Here is a 23,074-nt window from a genome sequence, read left to right as displayed (position 1 = left end):
CCGGCATCAATACGGCTGCCGGGGCCGCGCTGGCGCCCGAGTGGCTGCCCGCCCCCGGTGATCTGAACGAGCTCACGCCGCTGATGTGGGCCCAGGATGTGTCCCGCAACGACGACGGCGTGGTGGGCGTCGACGGCGTCTCCGTCGCCGAGCTCAAGGCACAGTTCGGCACCCCGCTCTTCGTCGTCTCCGAGGCCGACTTCCGGGCGCGTGCCCGGGCGTTCAAGGATGCCTTCGACGCCGCCTTCGCGGACATCTGCGGCGGCGTGGACGTCTACTACGCCGGCAAGTCCTTCCTCTGCACGGAGATTGCCCGCTGGGTGGACAGCGAGGGCCTGCGCCTGGACACCTGCTCCGGCGGCGAACTGGCCGTGGCTGCCCGCGCCGGGCTGGCGGGGGAGAACCTGGGCCTGCATGGCAACAACAAGTCCGCCGCGGAGATCAACCGCGCCTTGGACATGAAGCTGGGCCGCATCGTGGTGGACAGCCTGGACGAGCTGGAACGCGTGGCGGCCATTGCGGTTTCCCGCGGCGAGCGTGCCAAGGTGATGCTCCGCCTGACCCCGGGCGTGCACGCGCACACCCATGAATTCATTGCCACGGCCCACGAGGACCAGAAGTTCGGCCTCTCCATGTTGGCCGACGGCGCCAGCGTGAGCCCGGCGGAGGCGGCGGTTGCCGCTGCGACGGCGTCCGAGGGCATCGAGCTGCTGGGCCTGCACTGCCACATCGGCTCGCAGATCTTCGAGCCGGAGGGCTTCGCGCTGGCCGCGGAGCGCCTGCTGACCTTCCTCGCGCAGATGCAGCACAGCTACGCCATCACGCTGCCCGAGCTGGACCTGGGCGGCGGCTACGGCATCGCCTACACCGCCGTGGACACCCCGCGCCCGCCGGCCGAGATCGCCGCGGCCATGGCCGCCGTCGTGCGCTCCACCTGCGCGGAACTGGGCATCACCGCCCCGCGGATCTCCATCGAGCCGGGACGGGCCATTGTCGGCAGCACCACCTTCACCCTGTACGAGACCGGCACGCTGAAAACTGTCAACGTCGAGGTGGACGGCGCCGCGGATGCTTCCGATGGAGGCTCCCCGGTTACGGCTCCGCGTCGTTATGTGTCGGTGGACGGCGGAATGAGCGACAACGCCCGTCCGGTGCTCTATGACGCGGATTATTCGGCCGTTTTGGCCAGCCGGACCTCCGCTGCCGCCCCCGCGCTGTCCCGAGTAGTGGGCAAACATTGCGAGAGCGGCGACATTGTTGTTAGAGATGTATATCTGCCCAACGACGTGGCGGCCGGCGACCTTCTTGCAGTCCCGGGCACGGGGGCGTACTGCTGGGCATTGGCCAGCAACTACAACTACGTGCCCAGGCCCCCTGTGGTCGCCGTCCGAAACGGGGCAGCCCGCCTCATTGTGCGGGGAGAAACCGAAGACGACTTGTTAGCACGCGATTTAGGGGCTTAACACCTTGACCGAGCGCACCACCGCAGCGGATCCCGCAGCACCCAATACGACCAAGACCCTCAAGGTGGCCCTGCTGGGCGCCGGCAACGTGGGATCGCAGGTGGCCCGCATTCTGCTTGAGGATGCCGACGCCCTGCAGGCCCGCACCGGTGCCCGCCTGGAACTGTCCGGTATTGCGGTGCGCAACATTGACGCGCCGCGCGAGGTGGAGCTCCCGCGGGAGCTCTTCACCACCGATGCCTCGGCACTGGTGCGTGGAGCGGACATCGTCATTGAGCTGATGGGCGGCCTGGAGCCGGCCCGCACGCTGATCCTGGAGGCCATTGAACACGGCGCCACGGTGGTCAGCGGCAACAAGGCGCTGCTGGCGGCCGACGGCCCCTCGCTGTACGAGAAGGCCGACGCCGCCGGCGTCCAGCTCTCCTACGAGGCCGCCGTGGCCGGTGCGATCCCGATCCTGCGCCCGATCCGTGATTCGCTCGCCGGGGACAAGATCACCCGCGTGCTGGGCATCGTCAACGGCACCACCAACTACATCCTGGACCAGATGGACACCACTGGTGCCCAGTTCGAGGATGCACTGGCCGACGCCCAGCGTCTGGGCTACGCCGAGGCCGATCCGACGGCCGACGTCGAGGGCCACGACGCCGCCGCCAAGGCAGCCATCCTGGCCTCGCTGTCCTTCCACACCCGCTTTGCCCTGGAAAATGTGCACTGCCAGGGCATCAGCTCCGTAACGGCTGCGGACATCGCCGCCGCCAAGGACGCCGGGTTTGTCATCAAGCTGCTGGCCATCGCCGAAAAGCTGACGTTGGTTTCCGACGATGGCGTCGAAAGCGAAGCGGTGTCCGTGCGCGTGCATCCCACCCTGCTGCCGCGCGAGCACCCGCTGGCCGCCGTGCACGGCGCCTTCAATGCCGTCTTCATTGAGGCCGAAAACGCCGGTGAACTGATGTTCTACGGCCGCGGCGCCGGTGGCACACCCACCGCCTCCGCCGTGCTGGGCGACGTCGTCTCCGCTGCCCGCCGCATGGTGCTGGGCGGCCCCGGCCGCACCGAAACCACCACCGGGCATGTGCCCGCGGTGGGCATCGAGGCCGTCTCCACGCGCTACTACATTGGCGTGGACGCAGCGGACCAGCCTGGCGTGCTGTCCAAGATTGCCGCCGTCTTCACCGACCATGGCGTGTCCATCGAGACCATGCGCCAGACCGTGCACCAAAACGGCGGCGCCAGCTCTGCAGAGCTGCGCTTCGTCACGCACGAAGCATCGGAGGCCGCACTGGCCGCCACCGTTGAGGCCATCAAGGGCCTCGATGTGATCAATTCCGTCACCAGCGTTCTGAGAGTAGAGGGAGTCTAATGGCTCACCAGTGGCGCGGCGTTGTCCGCGAATATGCCGAGCGTCTGCCTGTCACGGCCGACACCAAGATCATCACGCTGGGGGAGGGCGGCACCCCGCTGGTGCACGCCCAGAAGCTCTCCGAGCTGACCGGCTCCACCGTGTACCTGAAGGTGGAGGGTATGAACCCCACCGGCTCCTTCAAGGACCGCGGCATGACGATGGCCATGACGGCCGCCGTCGCCGCCGGCGCCAAGGCCGTGGTGTGCGCCTCCACCGGCAACACCTCCGCCTCCGCCGCGGCCTACGCCACCGCCGCAGGCCTCACCTGCGCCGTGCTGGTGCCCGAGGGCAAGATCTCCATGGGCAAGCTCAGCCAGGCCGTGGCCCACGGTGCCACGCTGCTGCAGGTCGATGGCAACTTCGACGACTGCCTGGACGTGGCCCGCAAGCTGGCCGAGTCCTACCCGGTGTTCCTGGTGAACTCGGTGAACCCCGCCCGCATCGAGGGCCAGAAGACCGGTGCCTTCGAAGTGGTGGATGCCCTGGGCGACGCTCCGGACTACCACGTGCTTCCTGTGGGCAACGCTGGCAACATCAGCGCCTACTGGAAGGGCTACAAGGAGTACGCTGCTCCCTACGAGTCCGCCACGGCGGGCACGCTGGACGCCGTCTCCACCAAGACGCCCATCATGTGGGGCTTCCAGGCCGCCGGTGCCGCGCCGTTCGTGGCCGGCCACCCCATCACGGAGCCTGACACCATCGCCACCGCCATCCGCATCGGCAACCCCGCGTCCTGGGATCTGGCCATCGCCGCCCGCGACGAGTCCGGCGGCCTGATCGATGCCGTGACGGACGAGGAAATCCTTGCCGCCCACCGCTGGCTCTCGGCCAAGGAGGGCGTGTTCGTGGAGCCCGCCTCCGCCGCCGGCGTCGCGGGCCTCTTGAAGAAGCATGCCGCGGGCGAGGTTCCCAGCGGCAAGACGATTGTCATCACCGTCACCGGCCACGGCCTGAAGGACCCGGACTGGGCCCTGAAGAACGTCGATGGCAGCTCCGTCGAGCCGCAGTCCGTGGCCTACGACGTCGTCACCGTCGCCTCCGCCCTTGGGCTGGAAGCTGTGAACGGCTAAATGCAGATGAGCACTCCGCCGCTGGTGGCGGGCACCGCAAAGGTGCCCGCCACCGGGCTTGCCGCCACCGTACGCGTGCCCGGAACCAGCGCCAATCTCGGCCCCGGCTTCGACAGCCTGGGGTTGGCCGTGGCCCTGTACGACACGTTGAGCGTTGAAACGCTCGACGACGACGGCCGCCTCGAGTTCGACCTCCGGGGCGAGGGCGCCGATGAGGTGCCCCGCGATGAGGGCCATCTGGCCGTCAAGGCGATGGACCTGGCCTTTGCCCGGCTGGGATACCGCCGCGGCGGGTTGAAGATCACGGCGGAGAACGTACTGCCCCACGGCCGAGGGCTGGGCTCCTCGGCATCGGTGATCGTTGCCGCAATCACGCTGGCCAATGCCCTGGTGGACCCTGCCGATGCGCAGGACCGCGCCTGGGTGCTGCAGCTTGCCTCCGAGATGGAGGGCCACCCGGACAATGTCGCCCCGGCGATCTTCGGTGCCATGGCCATTTCCTGGCAGGAGGGCGAGGACTTCCGCTCCGTCCGCGTTGCACCGGCCGAAGCCATCACCCCTGTGGTGGCCATCCCCGCCGTCGAGGTCAAGACGGAAATGGCCCGCGGCATGCTGCCGGCCACCGTTCCCCACGCGGACGCCGCCGCCAACGCCGGACGCACGGCCCTGCTGGTGCATGCGCTGGCGAACGACCCGTCGCTGCTGCTGGCCGGCACCCGGGACTATCTGCACCAGGACTACCGCGCCGAGGCGATGCCTGCCAGTGCCGCGCTGGTGGCCGATCTGCGCAGCCGCGGCTTTGCCGCCTTCATCTCCGGCGCGGGCCCCACGGTCATGACGTTGGCACAGAATCAGGCGGAGGCCGTCCGCGTGCAGGAGGCCATTGCAGAACATGCGCAGGCGCATGCGCCTGCGGACGGTGTGTTCTGGCGTGTTCTTGCGCTCACGGTGGACGTCGATGGTGCTAAGGTGGAAGTGCACCGGCGGTAAGGGCCGCATCTTTTGTTGTGGCGGGTGCCTTGCACACCGCCGCAGTGCCACCTTCACAGTCGTGCCACTGGTCCGCAGAGATGGTCTGCCGAGAAAACCCACGAAACCCAGATGTGGGTACGGCGGCAGTTTCTATAGTTCCATGGCCGGAAGGTGTATTACTTTCCGCCTGCGCAGCAAATCTAGCGGCGCAGTACGGGCCCTAAGGCCATTTTTCCCCGCGCTGCATACGGCGGTGTGGACCATGGTCAGGAACCAATCACCGCGATCTGAGAACAGATCGCCCTCGAGGGGGAAGGATCCTTCGTGACTGACACAGCAAATCTGACTTCAGATTTGAACGACACCGCCAAAACCACCACCGCACCTGCCAAGAGCAGCGGACTGGCTGGTTTGAAGCTGGCACAGCTGCAGGCACTTGCCGGCCAGCTGGGCATTACCGGCGGTTCCCGGATGCGCAAGGGCGATCTTGTCGCCGCGATTTCCGACCACCAGCGCGGCTCCTCCGTGGCCGACCGTCCCGTGCGCACTGAGACTGCACGGACCGAAAAGGCTGAGCCGGCAAAGACCGCCGAGCCCGCAGCCGCAGAGCCCGCCACCCGTGGCGGCCGTGGCCGTGGCCAGCGTTCCGCCGCCCCCGCCGCCGAAACAGCCGCCGCGTCCAACGGATCCGAGGCTCCCGCAGTCGAGGCGCCCGCGGCCGAAGAGCGCCCGGCCCGCAGCCGCCGCAGCCGCCGCGCCGTCAGCGATGGAGTAGTGGCCGGTGCCGCTGCGCCTGCCGCCGAAGCCGTTGCAGCCCCCGCCGAGTCCGCCCCCGCTGCTGAGCAGGGCGGCGAGTCCGGCACTGAGCAGGTCGAAGGTGGCAACCGCCGCCAGCCGCGCACCCGCAACCGCCGCAGTGGCGAGAACCGCGCCCAGGAGACCACCGAGGGCGCCGCCACCGAGCGTGCCGCAGAGACCACGGAGGCCCCGGCCGCCGAGTCCGCCGAGGGCGAGCGTTTCCAGCAGCGTGGTGCCCGCACCAACGAGCGCACGAACGAGCGCACCAACGCGGAACGCACCACCACGGAACGCACCACCACGGAACGCACGAATGAGCGTGCGACCGCGGAACGCACGACCAACGAGCGCACCGACCGCTCCGCCGGCCGTGGCGACAACCAGGGCAACGACCGCAACCAGCGCGGCAACGCCCGCCAGGACACCCGCGGCCAGCAGGACACGCGCGTCCAGGTTGAGGATGAGGATGGTTCGCGCAACAGCCGCAACCGCCGCAACCGCCGCGACCGCAACGCCGGCCCCGAGCTGAACCAGCGCAACGACCGCAACGATCGCAATGACCGCTTCCGCGACCGCAACGAGCGCCGCCGCGGCCGCAACCAGGCCCCGGACTTCGACGACGTCGAGGTGACCGAGGACGACGTCCTGCTGCCCGTTGCCGGCATCCTGGACGTGCTGGACAGCTACGCCTTCGTCCGCACCTCCGGCTACCTGCCCGGCTCCTCGGACGTCTACGTGTCCCTGGCCCAGGTCAAGAAGTACAACCTGCGCAAGGGCGACGCCGTCGTTGGCGCCATCCGCGCCCCCCGCGAGGGCGAAGACCGCAGCCAGGCCACGAGCACGCGTGCCAAGTTCAACGCCCTGGTGCGCGTCACCAGCGTGAACGGCAAGAACCCGGAAGAGCTCAAGGACCGCGTTGAGTTCAACAAGCTGGTTCCGCTGTACCCCTCCGAGCGTCTGCGCCTGGAGACGGACCCGAAGAAGATCGGCCCCCGTGTCATCGACCTCGTGGCTCCGATCGGCAAGGGCCAGCGTGGTCTGATCGTCTCCCCGCCGAAGGCCGGAAAGACGCTGATCCTGCAGGCCATCGCCAACGCGATCACCACCAACAATCCTGAGGTCCACCTCATGATGGTGCTCGTTGACGAACGCCCCGAAGAAGTCACGGACATGCAGCGCACCGTCAAGGGTGAGGTCATTGCCTCCACCTTCGACCGTCCGGCCGACGACCACACGCAGGTGGCCGAGCTCTCCATCGAGCGCGCCAAGCGTCTGGTGGAAATGGGCATGGATGTGGTGGTCCTGCTGGACTCCATGACCCGCCTGGGCCGTGCCTACAACAACTCCGCACCCTCCTCGGGCCGCATCCTCTCCGGTGGTGTGGACTCCGCAGCCTTGTACCCGCCGAAGCGTTTCTTCGGTGCTGCCCGCAACATCGAAAACGGCGGCTCGCTGACCATCCTGGCCACGGCTCTGGTGGAGACGGGCTCCAAGGCCGACGAGGTCATCTTCGAGGAGTTCAAGGGCACGGGCAACATGGAACTGCGTCTGTCCCGCCAGCTGGCGGACAAGCGCATCTTCCCGGCCGTTGATGTCAACGCCTCCGGTACGCGCCGTGAGGAGAACCTGCTTTCGCCCGACGAGGTCAAGATCATGTGGCGTCTGCGCCGCGTCCTCTCCGGTCTGGAAATGCAGCAGTCGCTTGAACTGCTGACCTCCAAGATCCGCGACACGCAGTCCAACGTCGAGTTCCTGATGCAGGTCCAGAAGACGACTCTGGGCGTCAAGGGCGAGAACGACAAGTAGTTAGACAGCGAACGACGACGATGGTCCGCCATGGTCGTCGTTCGCTCGCATGTGGCGGGGCTGCGCATTTTGTGCCGGCCCCGCCCCTTCGCGTTGCGGCGTCCGCACTGCGTGCGTCCGCCGCAACGCTCAGGCAGGCCCGATGCCACTCCCGGGCCGGCACAAAATGCGCAGCCGCGTCGGTACAGATGTGCCGGAGGCGGCGGTTTGCGTAGGCGCGCATCGCGGCCGGGCGTGGCGCAATGCTCGCTCAGCGAGCGAGCGACGCTCCCGGACCGTGTCTAAGCGCCGGCAAACCGCCGCCGCAGGCACTTACCGACACTGAACATTAGACTTGAGCAAGTCGAAAGAGGTTGTGAAATGTTTGAATCCATCCAGGGGCTTTTGGATGAGCATGCTGAGCTGCAGATGCGGCTCAGCGATCCCGCTGTGCATGCGGACCAGCCGTTGGCGCGCAAGCTGGGGCGCCGCTATGCGGAGCTCAGCGGCATCGTCGAGGGCCACCACCAGGTGGAGGTGCTGACGGATGATCTTGCGGCGGCCAAGGAAATGGCCTCCGAGGACCCGGAGTTCGCGGCAGAGGTTCCCGTGCTGAACGAGGCGCTGCTGGCCGCGCAGGAGAAGCTGCGCCGTCTGCTGATCCCGCGCGATCCCGATGACGCCCGCGATGTCATCCTGGAGGTCAAGGCCGGTGAAGGCGGCGACGAGGCCGCCTTGTTCGCAGCCGACCTGGTGCGCATGTACACCCGCTACGCCGAATCCCGTGGCTGGAAGACGGAGATCATCTCCGCCACCGAGTCCGATCTGGGTGGCTACAAGGACATCTCCATCGCCGTCAAGGGCCGTTCCAACGACCCGGCCGAGGGCGTTTTTGCCCGCCTGAAGTTTGAAGGCGGCGTGCACCGCGTGCAGCGCGTGCCGGCCACCGAGTCGCAGGGACGCATCCACACCTCGGCCGCCGGCGTGCTGGTGCTGCCCGAGGTTGACGAGCCCGAAGAGGTCGAGATCAACCAGAATGATCTCAAGATCGACGTCTACCGCTCCTCGGGCCCCGGTGGCCAGTCCGTGAACACCACCGACTCCGCCGTCCGCATCACCCACCTGCCCACGGGCATTGTCGTGGCCATGCAGAACGAGAAGTCGCAGCTGCAGAACCGCGAGGCCGGCATGCGCGTGCTGCGTGCCCGCATCCTGGCGCACCAGCAGGCCATCATCGACGCCGAGAACTCCGCGGTGCGCAAGTCGCAGATCCGCACCATGGACCGTTCCGAGCGCATCCGCACGTACAACTACCCGGAGAACCGCATTGCGGACCACCGCACCGGGTACAAGGCGTACAACCTGGACGCCGTCATGAACGGCGATCTGGAACCCGTGGTGCAGTCCGCCATTGAGATGGACGAGCAGGCACGCCTGGACGCGATCGGCGAGTAGTGGCTGAATCCTCTCCGCGTCCGCTTGAGGCGGCGCTGTCCGCGGCTGCCGCCGTGCTGGCGGAAGCCGGCGTGCCCTCGCCCCGGGTGGACGCGGAGCTGCTTGCCGCCCACCTGCTGGGTGTGGGGCGCGGTGAGCTGCGCGCCATGGCGATGGGCAGCAGCCTGGAGCCGGCGGGCTTTGACGCGCTCATCGGCCGGCGTGCCGGGCGCGAGCCGCTGCAGCACATCACCGGGACCGCGTACTTCCGCCACCTTGAGCTGGCCGTGGGCCCGGGCGTCTTTGTCCCGCGGCCCGAGACCGAGTCCGTGGTCCAGCTGGGGTTGGATTGGCTGTCGACCCACCGGGGCGCGGATTCTGCGCACGACGGCGGTGCCGCACCTGTTGTCGTGGATCTGGGCACCGGTTCCGGCGCCATTGCCGGCTCCGTGGCCCACGAGGTCCCGGGCGCGAGCGTCCACGCCGTCGAGCTCAGCCCCGAGGCCCATGTCTGGGCCGCGAGGAACCTGGCCGGCAGCGGCGTCGAGCTGGTGCTGGGCGATATGCGCACGGCCTTCCCTGAGCTGGACGGCACGGTGGATCTGGTGATCTCCAACCCGCCGTACATTCCCGCAGAGGCCATTCCGCGCGACCCCGAGGTGGCACGCTTCGATCCCCACATGGCCCTCTATGGCGGGGGAGCGGACGGGATGGAGACGCCTCGGGCGGCCGAGGCCACTGCGGCACGGCTGCTGAAGGCCGGCGGCTTCTTTGTGATGGAGCATGCCGAGGTCCAGGCGGAGCAGATGGCGGCCATGCTGCGCGGCACCGGCCACTGGTCCGAGGTGTCCTCGCACCGCGATCTGACCGGCCGCGACAGGGCAACGAGCGCTCTCCGCACGGGCCCTGCCACCAACGCCGCCATGTCCGCTGGCACGAGCGCTGTCACGAATACGTTAGATGCAGCACCCAATGAAAGAATGGTCCCGTGAGCACCACTTCGTACAATTGCACCGACGATAATCAGCGTTCCGAGGGTCTGGCCCACGCACAGAAGGCCATTGCTGCAAAGCAGGTCATCGTGATGCCGACGGACACCGTCTACGGCATTGCCGCGGACGCCTTTTCCCCGCAGGCCGTGGCCACTCTGCTGGCCGCCAAGGGCCGCGGCCGCAACATGCCCCCGCCCGTGCTGATCCCGCGCATCCAGACCATGGACGGGCTCGCCCTGGATGTCAGCGCCGATGCCCGCGCGCTGGCCGAGAAGTTCTGGCCGGGTGGGCTCACCCTGGTGCTGCACGCGCAGCCGTCGCTGACCTGGGATCTGGGGGAGACCAAGGGCACCGTGGCACTGCGCGTCCCCAACGATGCGCTGGCCCTGGATCTGCTTACCATCACCGGACCGTTGGCCGTCTCCTCCGCCAACCGCACCGGGCAGGCCGCCGCGCAGACCGCGTACGAGGCACGCGCCCAGCTGGCCGAGTCGGTTGAGGTGTACCTGGAGGGCGGCTTCCGCCCCGTGGACGGCATCGGCAACACCCCCTCCACCATTGTCGACGCCACCGGCGACCGCCTGAAGGTGGTCCGCGAGGGCGCCATCACCCTCGAAGAACTGCGCGCCGTGGTTCCCAGCGTGCTGGGCTTCGGCGAAGAGGTGGCGATGTGGGCCCCGCCCGCCGACGTCGACGCCGACGAGAAGTTTTCCAACCCGGAGGCTGCCGACGACGCCGCTGCCGGCGATGACGCTGTCGACGCAAGTGCAGCCGACGCGCCGCTCGTGCTCGAGAAGGCCGACACCACCGAGGCTGCCAGCAACGTTGACGCAGCCGAGGCTGTCGACGTTAGCGCTGGCGAAGCTCCGCTCGATGCTGCGACGCCTGCCGAAGCACCGTCAGAACCGACGGCTGCGGATGAAGCCCCTGCCGATCAGCCCACCCCGGCTGCTGGGACTGGCCAAACCACATAAGCTCGACCCGCCGGACGGCGCCGTGCAGGCGCCGTCCGAGCAGGCTGGACACGGTATAGCCGGCCTTCACCGCGACGCGGCAGAATCCGGCCGGAAGTTTGACGGGCGCCTTGCCGCCGGCGGCGGTGAGCACGGCCGTGACATCCAGGCCCTCCCAGGGCTGGAGCACGATGGCCGGCACCGGGCCGGAAAACAGGCCAGTCTCGGCAGTGAACCAGGCCAGCGCAGTGATCGAGCTGACGGGCGTGGGAGCAGTACCCGGGGCAGCAACGGTGGCCAGCGGCGAGGCGGCAAGCCGGGCCAGCGCCGCCGTCGTCGGGCGCGTGGGGCCCTGCACGGAGGTCGCCCTCAGAATGACAATCCGGCCGGCGTCGTCCTGCAGCAGCCCCAGGGCCTCTTCGCCCAGCGCCTTGGAGTGCGAGTAGCCGGAGAACGGCGTGCGGTCCGCGCTTTCATCCAATTCCGCGCGGTGCCCCTGGACGGCGGCGCTGCTCAAATGCACCAGGCGCGGCACCCCGGCATCGGCCGCGGCCAACGCCAGCACCACCGGCAGCAGGGCGTTGGCGCCGGTCAGGGCGGGGGACCCGGCATCGCCCGGCGTGGCCAGGCCCGCTGCATTGACCACCACCGCCGCGCCGGCAAACACCCTCGCCAGCATCGTCCGTGCCACATCGGCGTCGGAGCCGGCGGCGTTGGCCAGCGACAGCACGGCCTGGGCGCTGGTTGCCGGGGACACCAGCCGCGGTGCGGCCACCTCCCGCACGGGAATGCCGCGGCCGCGCAGCTCCGCCACCACGGCCGAGCCAACGAAGCCCGAGGCGCCGACAACAATCCACTCCACGCGGGTTCCCCTAATCCTTGTCCAACGGCGCCGGCATCGGCGCCCAATCAGCCTCGGCCAGAATGGTCCGCGATGCGCGCCAGCCGCGCCACAGGGCGCCGGCACCGCGCAGCGTGCGTTCCACGGCCAGCAGCCGCAGGAGTTCCTTGGCCGCCGTCAGCACAGTGCCCAGCGCAAAACCGGCCCGGTTGAAGACGCCGTGGACGCGCAGGTACTGCGCCACCAGGCCGCGGTTGCGCATCACGTAGAAGCGGCTCAGATCCGAGGAGTCGTTCAAATGCCGAATGCCCAGGTCGATCTGGCGCTGTTCGCGGGCCTTGCGGAGCACAAACTCATTGACGTAGACCACCGGGCGCTGGCGGGAGATCTGCCAGCCGTACATGGTGTCGTCCCAATTCAGGAAGAAGCGCGGATCCGGCAGGCCCACGCTGCGGACGGCGTCGGCGTGGACCAGCATGCCCTCGAAACAGCCCACATTGGTGGGGAATTCGTTGCTGTGCGCGAAGACGTCGCCGCGCACCGGCAGCGGGAAGCCAAGGAATGCGCTGAAATTGTTCTGCCAATAGAACGGGCGCCCGGCGCTGTCGTAGCGCCGGCCAACGAGGGCATCATATTTGGCCATCCACGGGTGGAAGGCACCGATGGCACCCGGCAGGGCCTCGACGTCGTCGTCCATGAGCCACATCCACTGCGCGCCCTCGGCCAGGGCGCGCTCGACACCGGCGGAAAAGCCGCCCGAGCCGCCCAGATTTTCCGCAAGCCGGTGGTGGACCACCGGGACGGCGGAGCGTGAGGCCGCGGCGGCAACGACGCCGGCCGTGTCATCGGTGCTGGCGTTGTCCACCACGACGACGGCGTCCGGCGCGGGGTCCAGGGCCGCCACCGTGTCCAAAAGCCGGGACAAATAGTCCGAGCGGTTGTAGGTGGTGATGACGATGTGGAAGCTGGCCAGCCGGGGATCGGTGCCGCCGGCGGAGGCTGCACTCACTTGAAGACCTGGTCCTTGGGCGGGCCGAACTTGGCACCGCGCACGCCGGCGGAGTAGGTGGAAGCCCAGCGGGCCAGGCCCTTGAAATCGCGGGCCTTCAGGAAGTACAGGGGATAGCCGACGGCGTCGGCCACAAAGGAGCGCAGGCGGCGGTGCTTGCGTGTGAGGAAGCCGCGGTTGCGGTAGTAGTAGAAGCGCTTGAAGGCAGTCTCGGGAACCAGCACATGCAGGCGGTCGCCCAGAACCTCCTTCACCTCGCCCCAGCCGGCGGGGTGGCTCAGGGCCACCGTGGTGACGGTGCCGAAGGGAATGCCCGCCTGGCGCAGCCGCAGCATGAAGTCCGTCTCATCGCCGCGGATGAACAGCCGGAGGTCCGGCAGGCCCACCTTGAAGAAGACATCGGCGCGGATCAGGGCGCCGTTGAAGAACTGACCCACATTGGGAATGAAGCCCAGCGGCTCCACATCCGAGCGCTCATGCGTCAGGTGGCCGTCCAAACGGAACAAGAAGGAGAGCTTCTCGGGCTGGCCGGGGGCCACCACGAGCGGCAGCACCACATCGAGCTGGCGCTCGTGTGCGGCGGCCAACAGCTTGGCCAGCACGGTGGGGTCCTCGGGATGGGCGTCGTCGTCCATGATCCACACCCACTGCGCCCCGGAGGCGATGGCGCTGAGGATCGCCAGGGAGAATCCTCCGGCGCCGCCCAGATTGGCCTCGGAGCGGATGTAGTTCACCGGCGCCGGCGCGGTGGCTGCGATCTGCGCCACGGGGCTGGTGCCGGAATCGACCAGGGCAATGGCGTGCGGAGCATGCGTCTGGGCGGCGAGTGCACCCAGCAGGATGCCCACATCGTCGGGACGGTCAAAGGTCACGGCCGCAACGGCCACGGTGTCCTGCAATGGAGGTCCTCTCGGGCCGTCGCACTAGCGCAGGCCCTGTGGGCGCGGCATCGGTGAGGGGTTCAACGGCGAAGTCTGGGATGAAAGTCTGGGAACGGCGAAGAGCGGCGGCCAATCGAAAGCGATTAGTATCTTCTGTAGCTTCCACTTTAGTACAGCCCGTTTCGGACGGGCATCGCCCGCCCTTTTGGCCGGGGCCCGGTGCCGAGTCCGGGGGCAGAATACGGAATTCGAGCAACGTTGACACTTTCCTCCAAGACATCGGCATCCACGGGTGCCAGCGACGCCAAACCACAGCTCTGGCTGTGGTCGCAGGCGGTGCTCGACTCGCTGGCCTGGGCTGTGGCCTTCCTGCTCGCCGTGCTGCTCCGCTACGAACTTGACGTCCATCTGATCAACTTCTGGGGACTGGGCGTAGTGGTGGCCATCGCCATCGTCACGCAGCTGGTGGCCGGCTGGTCGCTGGCGCTGTACCGCGGCAGATACACCTTTGGCAGTTTCCACGAGGCCAGGGTGCTGGTGGTGGTCACGCTGATTGTGGCAGCCGTGACGTTTGTCTTCCTCTATCTGCTGATCAACGAACTGCACATTGCCCGCAGCGTCAGTGCCATTGCCTTCCCCTTCGCCGCCCTGTTCATGGCCGCCGTCCGCTACGTCAAGCGCCTCTACGTGGAGGGCAAGCCGCGCTTCGGCGAGGGCGCCCAGAAGACCCTCGTCTACGGCGGCGGGTTTCTGGGCAGTTCGCTGCTCAACCGCATGCTGCAGGATCCCGAGTCGCCGTACTTCCCGGTGGGGCTGATCGATGACGACCCGGCCAAGAAGCACCTGCGCGTCAATTCCGTCTCCGTGCTGGGCCGCGGCGAGGACCTGCCCGAGGTGGTGCGCCGCACCAAGGCCACGGTGCTGGTCATCGCCTTCCCCCATGTCGAAGCCGCCAAGGTGCGGGAGATCTCCGACGCCGTGGCCGGCCTGCATGTAAAGGTGCTGGTGCTGCCGCCGCTGAAGGACATGCTCTCCAGCGAAGATTCCGGCTTCTCCGACTTCCGCGAAATCAACGTGGAGGACCTCATTGGGCGACGCCCGGTGGACATCGAGGTGGAGCGGATTGCCGGCTACGTCACGGGCAAGCGCGTGCTGGTCACGGGGGCCGGCGGATCCATCGGCTCCGAACTCTGCCGCCAGCTCCATGGCTTTGACCCCGAAGAGCTGATCATGCTGGACCGCGACGAATCCGGCCTCCAGCACACCCAGCTGTCCATCAGCGGGCACGGCCTGCTCAACGGCAAGGACACGGTGCTGGCGGACATCCGCGACGCCGAGTCGCTGAAGAAGATCTTTGCCGACCGCCGCCCGCAGGTGGTCTTCCACGCTGCCGCGCTCAAGCACGCCCCGCTGCTGCAGCAGTACCCCGAAGAAGCCTGGAAGACCAATGTCCTGGGCACCCTGAATGTGCTGCACGCCGCGCAGTCCGTGGACGTGGAAACCTTTGTCAACATCTCCACCGACAAGGCAGCCAGCCCGATCACCGCCCTGGGGCATTCGAAGCACGCTGCCGAGAAGCTCACCGCGTGGATGGGCCTGCAGACCGGCAAACGGTACGTCTCCGTCCGCTTCGGCAACGTCATTGGCAGCCGCGGCTCGATGCTGCCGCTGTTCTCCGAACAGATCAACAAGGGCGGCCCCGTCACCGTCACCCACCCCGACGTCACGCGCTTCTTCATGACCATCCCCGAGGCCTGCCAGCTGGTGATCCAGGCGGGCGCCATCGGCAGCGGGGGAGAGGTGCTGATCCTGGACATGGGGGATCCGGTGCGGATCCTGGACGTCGCACAGCGCATGATCGCGATGAGCGGCAAGGATGTGGAGATTGTCTTCACCGGGCTGCGGCCCAGTGAGAAGCTCCACGAGCAGCTGGTGGGCGTCGAAGAAGCCGATGCCAAGGCGCTGCACCCCAAGATTTCCCACACCACGTCCTGGCCGCTGGCGCCGGAGCAGCTCGATCTTGGCCAGTGGCTGCAGCACTGCCGCGACGTCTCGGTGGACCTCTCTGCCGAAATGGACGAGGACGACGACGAATTGGCCGGCACATGACGGCCAGCGCTGCGGTCCTGATGGTTGCCGCTGCGGCCCTGCTGGCCAGCCTGCTGCTGCCCTTTGCCGTGAAGCCGTGGCTGGTGCGCCTGGGTGTTCTGGACATGCCCAGCGCGCGGTCCTCGCACACCCAGCCCACCATCCGCGGCATGGGCATCACCGTGGCCGTGGCGTTGGTGGCTGCCATGGCCGTGGCCGTGGCAGCCTCCCCGCCGTCTGTCGCGGGCATCAACGGCCCCGTGGTGCTGGGGGCCTGCGCCCTGGTGATGGCCGTGGCGGCGTTGATCGGCTGGATCGAGGATTTCCGCGGGATCGCCATCAAGGTCCGCGCCGTGCTGCAGCTGGGCCTGGGTCTGCTGGGTTCGCTGGTGCTGGCCCTGGCCATTCCGGGCAACAATCTCTGGTGGGTTCCTGCCGGGGCCGTGGCCGTGGCGGCCTACATCAACGTCGCCAACTTCATGGACGGCATCAACGGCATCTCGGGCATGCACGGGCTGGTCGTGGGCGCGTTCTACGCCCTGGCCGGAGTACTCACCGGGCATACGTGGCTCGTTTTTGCGGGCGTGGGCATCGCCGCGGCCTTTGCCGGATTCCTGCCGTGGAACCTGGGCCGGGGCAATGTCTTCCTGGGGGACGTGGGCAGCTATCTGCTCGGTGCTGCCATTTCCATCACCGCCGTGGCGGCCTTCTTCGCCAAGGTTCCGGTGGAGTACATCTTCTCGCCGGTGCTCATCTATTTGGCCGACACCTTCATCACCCTGATCCGGCGCATTGCCTCGGGGGAGCGCTGGTACGCCGCGCACCGCCAGCATGCCTACCAGCGGCTCGTCATTGTCGGCCTCAGCCATGTGCAGGCCACGGCAGTGGTCAGCGCCGCCACTGTGGCAACCTCCGTGCTGGGCGTCGTGTCGGCCCAGGGTGGGGAGGGCGTCACCGTCGCCGCCGGGGTGGTGTGCGCCGGGGTCGTGCTGCTCTACCTGCGCACACCGACGATCTTCCAGCGGCTGATCCGGCGCCGCCGGGCTGCCGCGGGGCCCGCAGCCGGAATGTGACGGGTGAAGGTCCTACCTCGTTAACATCACAGTTCTATCTCATGTAGAATTGGAAGGTAGTCTTGACTATGGCGCAACCCGCCATGACGTTTCGCTGGCTTGACGGTAACAAGCCTTCTCACGATGGGGTTTCCATGAAGGACAATAGTGCCACTGGTGCTGTTCCGGAGCAGTTCGCTGCGTCCGGCCCCACTGCGTCCCCTTGGATGAACATTCTTCGCAATTGCGCCATTGCCAGCGGTGCCGCCGTCGTGCTGCTGGCCGGCGCAGCAGCCCTGGCTGCCGGCCCCGCCGCCGCCTTGAGCGTGGTGTTCGGTGCCGCCGTCGTCATGGCCTTCTTCGCCCTGAGTCTGCTGGTGGGCCACTACTACGGCCGGCGGAACCCCTCCGGAGCCGTGGGCGTTTTTCTGGTGACCTATCTGGTGAAGGTGGTCGGCTTTGCCGCACTGCTCTTCGCCATCGGGGCGCCGCAGTGGCTCGAACGCATGTGGTTCTTCGCCGCCGCCGTCGTCGTGGTGCTGCTCTGGCAGGCCACGGAGGTCTTCACCTTTGCACGCCAGCGCCACCAGATCTACGACGATCCTTCCAGCACTTCGGGGGAGGGTCGATGAGCGAGGACGGCACCCCCGAGCCCGAGCGCGTTTCCGTTGCCTCATCCGGCACCACCAACCCCGAAAGCACCGGCGGATACAACGCCGGGATGGCCATCTTCAGCTACGTCATTGGCGGCATCCTGGTCTGGAGTTTGATAGGGTGGGGACTGGATAATTTGCTGGGAACCCGGTGGTATGTCCTGGCAGGTGCCTTTGTCGGACTGGCCGGTGGTTTCTACCTATCCTTCGCCCGCCGCCTCCACAGAAAACGCATCGATGACGCTGCGCACCCATCGGAGGACGGTTCATGAGCAATCGTGGCGGATCCGCGGCGAGGATTAGCCGTCAAGCTGTGAAATCAAGACTTTTCAATATCGTTGGGGGCAACGGTGCAGTCAGCTGCCCAGTTCCCCATGTCATGCCCAATTATGGACACTGCAGAGAGGAAACGCGTTGATCGCGCTTACGCTCCCCGCCCAAGATGGTGGATCGTTTACCCCGCCCGGCGTATCTAGCCACTTGCCGGCGATTTTCACCATCGGAAGTTTTGAGTTCACCAAGCAGATGCTGCTGGTGCTGCTCTCCGTGGTGATCATCAGCTGGTTCTTCGTGGCCGCGGCCCGCAAGGGCAAGCTGGTCCCCGGCAAGCTCCAGTTCGCCGGCGAGATGGGCTACGGCTTCGTCCGCAACTCGGTGGCCAAGGACGTCATCGGTGGCAAGGACTTCATCAAGTTCGTCCCGCTGCTGTTTGCCCTGTTCTTCTTCATCCTGATCAACAACATCTACGGAGCCATTCCGTACATCCAGCTGCCGAGCTTCTCCCACGTGGGCGGCGCCTACGTGCTGGCGGCCCTGGTCTACGTGACCTGGATTGGTGTTGGCATCCAGCGCAACGGCCTGCGCTACTTCAAGCTCGCCGTTGTTCCGTCGGGTGTGCCGTGGTACATCCTGCCGCTGGTGGTCCCGATTGAGATCATCTCCAACTTCGTGGTCCGCCCCATGACCCACTCTCTGCGTCTGTTCGCCACCATGCTGGCCGGACACCTGATTGTGATGATTGCCGGATCCGGCATCGAATTCCTGCTGGCTCAGGAGAGCGTACTGCTCAAGGGCGCATCTGTACTGGTTCTGGCTGGTTCAGTTGCCATGTACATGCTCGAAGCTTTGATCATGGTTCTGCAGGCGTACGTCTTCGTCCTGCTGACCGCGATCTACATTGAGGGTGCTGTCCACGCGGACAGCCACTAAATAAACAAGCATTCCCCCCGGGGGATAAACCAAACAACCTGCCCATAACGGGCATCTTGAAAGGAATACACAATGACGGGTGAAATCAGCGGTTCTTTGAACCTCATCGGCTACGGTCTGTCCGCAATCGGTGGTGCTATTGGTGTGGGCCTCGTATTCGCGGCATACATCAACGGCGTTGCTCGCCAGCCGGAGGCCCAGCGCGTCCTGCAGCCCATCGCGTTCCTGGGTCTGGCCCTGACCGAAGCCCTCGCCATCCTGGGCCTCGTGTTTGCTTTCGTTCTCTAATACAGAGAAACGAACGAACAACAACACGAGTAGATAGGACGGGTGAAATATGAACAACCTCATGATTTTAGCCGCCAAGGAAGCGGGATCTGAAAGCCCTCTCACACCGAACGTGTGGGAAATGCTTGTGGTCGCCGTGGGCTTTGCGGTCCTGATGTTCATCGTGGTCAAGTTTGTTGTCCCGATGTTCGAAAAGACCTTTGCGGAGCGCACCGAAGCCATCGAAGGCGGCATTGCCAAGGCTGAGAAGGCCCAGGCCGAAGCCAGCGCCGCCCTCGAGGAATACAAGCAGCAGCTTGTTGACGCCCGTACCGAAGCCAACCGCATCCGCGAAGAAGCCCGCAACGAAGGCGCCCAGATTCTGGCCGACCTGAAGGAAAAGGCTGCAGCCGAGTCTGCCCGGATCACCGAGCAGGCACAGGTTGCCATCGCAGCCGAGCGCCAGGCCGCCGTCGTTTCTCTGCGTGCAGAGGTCGGCACCTTGGCGACGACGCTGGCTGGCCGCATTGTCGGCGAGGCCCTGAACGACGACGAGCGCTCCTCGCGTGTCGTCGACCGTTTCCTGGCCGACCTGGAATCGCAAAGCGAAGGTGCAGCACAGTAATGGCAGGCGTATCGAGCGAATCGCTGACCACAGCACTGTCCGACCTGGAGGCCCAGCTTCCGTTCGCGTCGCTGTCGTTGGCTCAGGAACTTTTCGGTGTTTTGACGCTGGTGGACAGTTCGGCCGGCCTGCGCCGTGCCCTGACTGACCCCTCGCGTTCCGCCGGGGAGAAGTCGGCACTGGTGGCCTCGCTGGTCAACGGCAAGGTGTCCGCATCCGCGGCTGCCATTGTCTCCAAGCTGGCCGCTTCGCGCTGGGCAGATGCACGTGACCTTGGCGATGCACTCGAGACCTTGGCCGCAACTGTGGTCATTGCCGTTGCAGAGAACCGCGCTGGATCTCCTGATTCAGGCACCGCTGCTTCCGGGATCACCTCTCTGGAGCACTTGGAGAACGATCTCTTCGCCTTCAACCGGGCCGTTTCTGCCAACCACGATGTCCAGCGGGCCCTCACGGCTCCGCAGGCCACCGAGGCGGCGAAGACGACTCTGGCACTGAAGCTGGTTCCCTCCGCAAGCGAGGAAGCCAAGACTTTGATCGGCCAGGCCGTTGCCCACCCGCGTGGGCTCAAGCTCACCAAGCTGGTGGAGAAGTTCGCCACGCTTGCAGCGGCACGCCAGCAGCGCTGGATTGCCGATGTCAGCGTCAGCCGTGAACTGGCTCCCGCCCAGGCCCAGCGCCTGGCGCGAGGCCTGAACAGCCTGTACGGGCGCGAACTGAAGGTCAACACCATTGTTGACCCGACATTGATTGGCGGGGTCCGCGTGCGGGTCGGGGACGAAGTAGTGGATGCTTCGGTCATTTCCCGGCTCAGCGAACTGCGCCGTCAGCTGGCCGGCTAGCCACTCGCTGGCACCGGAAGCAACACAGACATTTCTGACCGGCGGCACTGCTGCCGGACAGGTCAAAAGCTAGGTCATCGTGAACATGCGATGATCACGAATTAGGAGAGCAGGGACTGCAGATGGCCGAATTGACCATCAACGCCGACGACGTCCGTAATGCGTTGAACGAGTTCGCGGCGTCCTACGAGCCGGGCAACGCCGAGCGCGTTGAAGTTGGCCGCGTTACTTCCGCAGGTGACGGCATTGCCCGTGTGGAGGGTCTTCCCTCCGTCATGGCCAACGAGCTGCTTCGTTTCGAAGACGGCACCCTGGGCCTGGCCCAGAACCTCGACGTCCGCGAGATCGGTGTCATCATCCTCGGTGACTTCCAGGGCATCGAAGAAGGCCAGGAAGTTCACCGCACCGGTGAGATCCTGTCCGTTCCCGTCGGCGATGCATTCCTGGGTCGCGTAGTCGACCCGCTGGGTGCGCCCATCGACGACCTCGGCCCGATTGCTGCCGAGACCACCCGCGCACTGGAGCTCCAGGCTCCCGGCGTGACCGAGCGCAAGAGCGTTCACGAGCCGATGCAGACTGGCCTGAAGGCCATCGACGCAATGATCCCGATCGGCCGTGGCCAGCGTCAGCTGATCATTGGTGACCGCCAGACCGGTAAGACGGCCCTTGCTGTGGACACCATCATCAACCAGAAGGCCAACTGGGCTTCGGGAGATGTGACCAAGCAGGTTCGCTGCGTGTACGTGGCCATCGGCCAGAAGGCGTCCACGATTGCTGCCGTCCGCCAGACCCTGGAGGACAACGGCGCCCTGGAGTACACCACCATCGTGGCCTCCCCGGCATCCGACCCCGCCGGCTTCAAGTACCTGGCACCCTACGCAGGCTCGGCCATTGGCCAGCACTGGATGTACGGTGGCAAGCACGTTCTGATCGTCTTTGATGATCTGTCGAAGCAGGCCGAGGCCTACCGTGCCGTATCGCTGCTGCTGCGCCGCCCGCCGGGCCGCGAGGCATACCCCGGCGATGTGTTCTACTTGCACTCCCGTCTGCTGGAGCGTTGTGCCAAGCTGTCCGACGCCCTCGGCGCCGGCTCGATGACCGGTCTGCCGATCATCGAAACCAAGGCAAACGACGTTTCCGCCTACATTCCGACCAACGTGATCTCGATCACCGATGGCCAGATCTTCCTGCAGTCGGACCTCTTCAACGCCAACCAGCGCCCCGCCGTGGACGTCGGTGTGTCCGTCTCCCGCGTGGGTGGCGCCGCACAGGTGAAGTCCATGAAGAAGGTCTCCGGTACGTTGAAGCTGGACCTGGCCCAGTACCGCGACATGCAGGCATTTGCCATGTTTGCCTCGGACCTGGATGCCGCTTCCCGCCAGCAGCTCACCCGTGGTGCGCGTCTGATGGAACTGCTCAAGCAGGGCCAGTACGCACCGTTCCCGATTGAGGAGCAGGTTGTCTCCATCTGGGCCGGCACCAACGGCTACCTGGATGACGTCCCGGTTGAGGACATCGGACGCTTCGAGAGCGAGTTCCTGGAGCACCTGCGCCACGGCTCCTCCGTGCTGACCACGCTGGCCCAGACCAACGTGCTCGGCGACGACACTGTCGAAGCCCTGAAGACCGCGATTGTGGACTTCAAGGCTGGCTTCTTCGGCCAGGGCGACAACCACCTGGTTGGCGCCGGACACGAAGAGCACGATGCACTGGCCAATGCCGATGTTGACCAAGAGAAGATCGTCAAGCAGAAGCGCTAGTTTCGATGATTGAGCTTGCCGGAGTCCGTCAAGGGCTCCGGCAAGCTCAAACACCGAGATCATAGGAAAGGAAAAGTATGGGAGCCCAGATCCGGGTCTACCGTCAGAAGATCTCCTCGACGACGTCGATGCGCAAGATCTTCAAGGCGATGGAACTGATCGCTACCTCGCGCATTGGCAAGGCCCGTGCGCGCGTGGCAGCCTCACTGCCCTACGCGAACGCCATTACCCGTGCCGTTTCTGCTGTGGCATCACAGAGTGAAATCGACCACCCGCTGACCACTGAGCCGGAGCAGATCCGCCGGGCCGCCGTCGTCATTGTGGCCTCGGACCGAGGTCTCGCGGGTTCCTATTCCGCCAGTGTCCTCAAGCAGTCCGAGCAGCTTTCCGAGCTGCTGGCCGTGGAAGGCAAGGAAGTCAAGTACTTCCTCGTCGGCCGCAAGGCACAGGCGTACTTCGAGTTCCGCAACCGGAGCTACGAGCGCGTGTGGACCGGTGGCACTGATGCACCCGAGTTCTCCACGGCCCAGGAAATCGGCGCCGTCGTTCTCGAAGCGTTCGGCACTGACTTTGAAAAGGGCGGCGTGGACGAGATCCACATCGTGTCCACCCGCTTCCAGTCGATGGTTGTGCAGGTTCCGCAGGTTGTGCGTCTGCTTCCCCTGGAGGTTGTCGAAGAGACTGCCACCAGCGAAGCCGACCTTCTGCCGCTGTACGAGTTCGAGCCGGAAACCGAGCAGGTGCTTGATGCACTGCTTCCGCGCTACATCGAATCGCGCATCTTTGCAGCTCTGCTTCAGGCCGCAGCCAGCGAGCTCGCTGCCCGCCAGCGTGCCATGAAGTCTGCCGGCGACAACGCCACTGAGCTGATCAAGAAGTACACGCGACTGCGCAACACGGCCCGCCAGGCCGAAATTACCCAGGAACTGTCCGAGATTGTGGCAGGTGCCGACGCGCTCAACGCGTCCTAGGCAC

20 protein-coding genes and 1 pseudogene are annotated in these 23,074 nt (G+C 66.3%); 18 read left to right on the top strand and 3 right to left on the bottom strand.

The features are described from left to right. Positions 1 to 5 precede the first annotated feature (5 nt). The 8 genes from lysA (at position 6) to K254_RS22855 (ending at position 10,893) form a co-directional block, all read left to right on the top strand. A complete protein-coding gene (lysA, locus tag K254_RS0110995) occupies positions 6 to 1,463 on the top strand; it encodes a diaminopimelate decarboxylase (RefSeq protein ID WP_026555406.1) in 1,458 nt (485 codons plus the stop codon). Between the two features lie 4 nt (positions 1,464 to 1,467). Next, positions 1,468 to 2,826, top strand: coding sequence for a homoserine dehydrogenase (locus K254_RS0110990; protein ID WP_051389060.1), 1,359 nt, complete (start codon positions 1,468 to 1,470; stop codon positions 2,824 to 2,826). Continuing rightward, on the top strand, positions 2,826 to 3,938 hold the full coding sequence (thrC, locus tag K254_RS0110985) for a threonine synthase (protein WP_026555404.1): 1,113 nt from the start codon (positions 2,826 to 2,828) through the stop codon (positions 3,936 to 3,938). The genes K254_RS0110990 and thrC overlap by 1 nt, the downstream gene beginning before the upstream one ends. Before the next feature lie 6 nt (positions 3,939 to 3,944). Beyond that, on the top strand, positions 3,945 to 4,928 hold the full coding sequence (thrB, locus tag K254_RS0110980) for a homoserine kinase (protein ID WP_051389186.1): 984 nt from the start codon (positions 3,945 to 3,947) through the stop codon (positions 4,926 to 4,928). Between the two features lie 306 nt (positions 4,929 to 5,234). Further along, on the top strand, positions 5,235 to 7,514 hold the full coding sequence (gene rho, locus K254_RS0110975; protein WP_026555402.1) for a transcription termination factor Rho: 2,280 nt from the start codon (positions 5,235 to 5,237) through the stop codon (positions 7,512 to 7,514). Between the two features lie 360 nt (positions 7,515 to 7,874). Next, positions 7,875 to 8,948 carry a peptide chain release factor 1 gene (prfA, locus tag K254_RS0110970; RefSeq protein WP_026555401.1) on the top strand — a complete coding sequence of 358 codons (1,074 nt, stop codon included), beginning with the start codon at positions 7,875 to 7,877 and terminating at the stop codon, positions 8,946 to 8,948. Then, a complete protein-coding gene (gene prmC, locus K254_RS22860; RefSeq protein WP_081710014.1) occupies positions 8,948 to 9,919 on the top strand; it encodes a peptide chain release factor N(5)-glutamine methyltransferase in 972 nt (323 codons plus the stop codon). Before prfA ends, prmC begins: the two co-directional genes overlap by 1 nt. Continuing rightward, the gene (locus K254_RS22855) at positions 9,916 to 10,893 is read left to right on the top strand and encodes an L-threonylcarbamoyladenylate synthase (RefSeq protein ID WP_231391815.1); all 978 of its coding nucleotides are present in this window, start codon (positions 9,916 to 9,918) and stop codon (positions 10,891 to 10,893) included. Before prmC ends, K254_RS22855 begins: the two co-directional genes overlap by 4 nt. A 232-nt stretch (positions 10,894 to 11,125) precedes the next feature. On the opposite strand, the pseudogene K254_RS26155 reads toward K254_RS22855, so the two are convergent. The 3 genes and pseudogenes from K254_RS26155 to K254_RS0110945 all read right to left on the bottom strand — a co-directional run. Next, positions 11,126 to 11,734 (bottom strand): annotated as a pseudogene (locus K254_RS26155) (NAD-dependent epimerase/dehydratase family protein); the annotation flags it as partial. A gap of 10 nt (positions 11,735 to 11,744) precedes the next feature. Next, positions 11,745 to 12,722 carry a glycosyltransferase gene (locus tag K254_RS0110950; RefSeq protein WP_026555399.1) on the bottom strand — a complete coding sequence of 326 codons (978 nt, stop codon included), beginning with the start codon at positions 12,720 to 12,722 and terminating at the stop codon, positions 11,745 to 11,747. Beyond that, positions 12,719 to 13,621 carry a glycosyltransferase gene (locus K254_RS0110945; protein WP_026555398.1) on the bottom strand — a complete coding sequence of 301 codons (903 nt, stop codon included), beginning with the start codon at positions 13,619 to 13,621 and terminating at the stop codon, positions 12,719 to 12,721. Before K254_RS0110945 ends, K254_RS0110950 begins: the two co-directional genes overlap by 4 nt. A 240-nt stretch (positions 13,622 to 13,861) precedes the next feature. On the opposite strand from K254_RS0110945, the gene K254_RS0110940 reads away from it, so the two are divergent. The 10 genes from K254_RS0110940 to K254_RS0110895 all read left to right on the top strand — a co-directional run bounded on the left by K254_RS0110940 (position 13,862) and on the right by K254_RS0110895 (position 23,070). Then, positions 13,862 to 15,712, top strand: coding sequence for a polysaccharide biosynthesis protein (locus K254_RS0110940; RefSeq protein ID WP_026555397.1), 1,851 nt, complete (start codon positions 13,862 to 13,864; stop codon positions 15,710 to 15,712). Beyond that, complete coding sequence (locus K254_RS0110935) at positions 15,709 to 16,764, top strand: MraY family glycosyltransferase (protein ID WP_026555396.1); 1,056 nt, start codon at positions 15,709 to 15,711, stop codon at positions 16,762 to 16,764. Before K254_RS0110940 ends, K254_RS0110935 begins: the two co-directional genes overlap by 4 nt. A gap of 134 nt (positions 16,765 to 16,898) precedes the next feature. Continuing rightward, positions 16,899 to 17,375 (top strand): hypothetical protein, encoded by a 477-nt coding sequence (locus K254_RS0110930; RefSeq protein WP_026555395.1) that lies wholly within the window; start codon positions 16,899 to 16,901, stop codon positions 17,373 to 17,375. Beyond that, positions 17,372 to 17,668, top strand: coding sequence for an AtpZ/AtpI family protein (locus K254_RS0110925; protein ID WP_026555394.1), 297 nt, complete (start codon positions 17,372 to 17,374; stop codon positions 17,666 to 17,668). Before K254_RS0110930 ends, K254_RS0110925 begins: the two co-directional genes overlap by 4 nt. Before the next feature lie 142 nt (positions 17,669 to 17,810). Beyond that, positions 17,811 to 18,605 (top strand): F0F1 ATP synthase subunit A, encoded by a 795-nt coding sequence (gene atpB, locus K254_RS0110920; RefSeq protein WP_026555393.1) that lies wholly within the window; start codon positions 17,811 to 17,813, stop codon positions 18,603 to 18,605. 72 nt (positions 18,606 to 18,677) lie between these two features. Then, positions 18,678 to 18,893: an ATP synthase F0 subunit C gene (atpE, locus tag K254_RS0110915; protein WP_026555392.1), complete on the top strand. Its 216-nt coding sequence runs from the start codon at positions 18,678 to 18,680 to the stop codon at positions 18,891 to 18,893. A gap of 49 nt (positions 18,894 to 18,942) precedes the next feature. Then, entirely contained in the window at positions 18,943 to 19,497 is a 555-nt protein-coding gene (locus K254_RS0110910; RefSeq protein WP_026555391.1) for a F0F1 ATP synthase subunit B, read from the top strand. Continuing rightward, positions 19,497 to 20,339 carry a F0F1 ATP synthase subunit delta gene (locus tag K254_RS0110905; RefSeq protein WP_026555390.1) on the top strand — a complete coding sequence of 281 codons (843 nt, stop codon included), beginning with the start codon at positions 19,497 to 19,499 and terminating at the stop codon, positions 20,337 to 20,339. The genes K254_RS0110910 and K254_RS0110905 overlap by 1 nt, the downstream gene beginning before the upstream one ends. 122 nt (positions 20,340 to 20,461) lie before the next feature. After that, positions 20,462 to 22,099, top strand: a complete 1,638-nt coding sequence (gene atpA, locus K254_RS0110900; protein WP_026555389.1) for a F0F1 ATP synthase subunit alpha — start codon at positions 20,462 to 20,464, stop codon at positions 22,097 to 22,099. Between the two features lie 77 nt (positions 22,100 to 22,176). Continuing rightward, positions 22,177 to 23,070 carry a F0F1 ATP synthase subunit gamma gene (locus tag K254_RS0110895; protein ID WP_026555388.1) on the top strand — a complete coding sequence of 298 codons (894 nt, stop codon included), beginning with the start codon at positions 22,177 to 22,179 and terminating at the stop codon, positions 23,068 to 23,070. The last annotated feature ends 4 nt before the right edge of the window (positions 23,071 to 23,074 follow it).

It is taken from the genome of Arthrobacter sp. 35W (assembly GCF_000482545.1).
Lineage (GTDB): Bacteria > Actinomycetota > Actinomycetes > Actinomycetales > Micrococcaceae > Specibacter.
This window is presented reverse-complemented; position numbering and strand designations above follow the sequence as displayed.

Excerpts from the sequence above, each read along its gene's own strand:
- thrC (WP_026555404.1), top strand. The coding sequence starts at position 2,826 with ATGGCTCACCAGTGGCGCGGCGTTGTCCGCGAATATGCCGAGCGTCTG.
- thrB (WP_051389186.1), top strand. The coding sequence starts at position 3,945 with ATGAGCACTCCGCCGCTGGTGGCGGGCACCGCAAAGGTGCCCGCCACC.
- prfA (WP_026555401.1), top strand. The coding sequence starts at position 7,875 with ATGTTTGAATCCATCCAGGGGCTTTTGGATGAGCATGCTGAGCTGCAG.
- K254_RS0110935 (WP_026555396.1), top strand. The coding sequence starts at position 15,709 with ATGACGGCCAGCGCTGCGGTCCTGATGGTTGCCGCTGCGGCCCTGCTG.
- K254_RS0110930 (WP_026555395.1), top strand. The coding sequence starts at position 16,899 with ATGAAGGACAATAGTGCCACTGGTGCTGTTCCGGAGCAGTTCGCTGCG.
- K254_RS0110925 (WP_026555394.1), top strand. The coding sequence starts at position 17,372 with ATGAGCGAGGACGGCACCCCCGAGCCCGAGCGCGTTTCCGTTGCCTCA.
- atpE (WP_026555392.1), top strand. The coding sequence starts at position 18,678 with ATGACGGGTGAAATCAGCGGTTCTTTGAACCTCATCGGCTACGGTCTG.
- K254_RS0110910 (WP_026555391.1), top strand. The coding sequence starts at position 18,943 with ATGAACAACCTCATGATTTTAGCCGCCAAGGAAGCGGGATCTGAAAGC.
- K254_RS0110905 (WP_026555390.1), top strand. The coding sequence starts at position 19,497 with ATGGCAGGCGTATCGAGCGAATCGCTGACCACAGCACTGTCCGACCTG.
- atpA (WP_026555389.1), top strand. The coding sequence starts at position 20,462 with ATGGCCGAATTGACCATCAACGCCGACGACGTCCGTAATGCGTTGAAC.
- K254_RS0110895 (WP_026555388.1), top strand. The coding sequence starts at position 22,177 with ATGGGAGCCCAGATCCGGGTCTACCGTCAGAAGATCTCCTCGACGACG.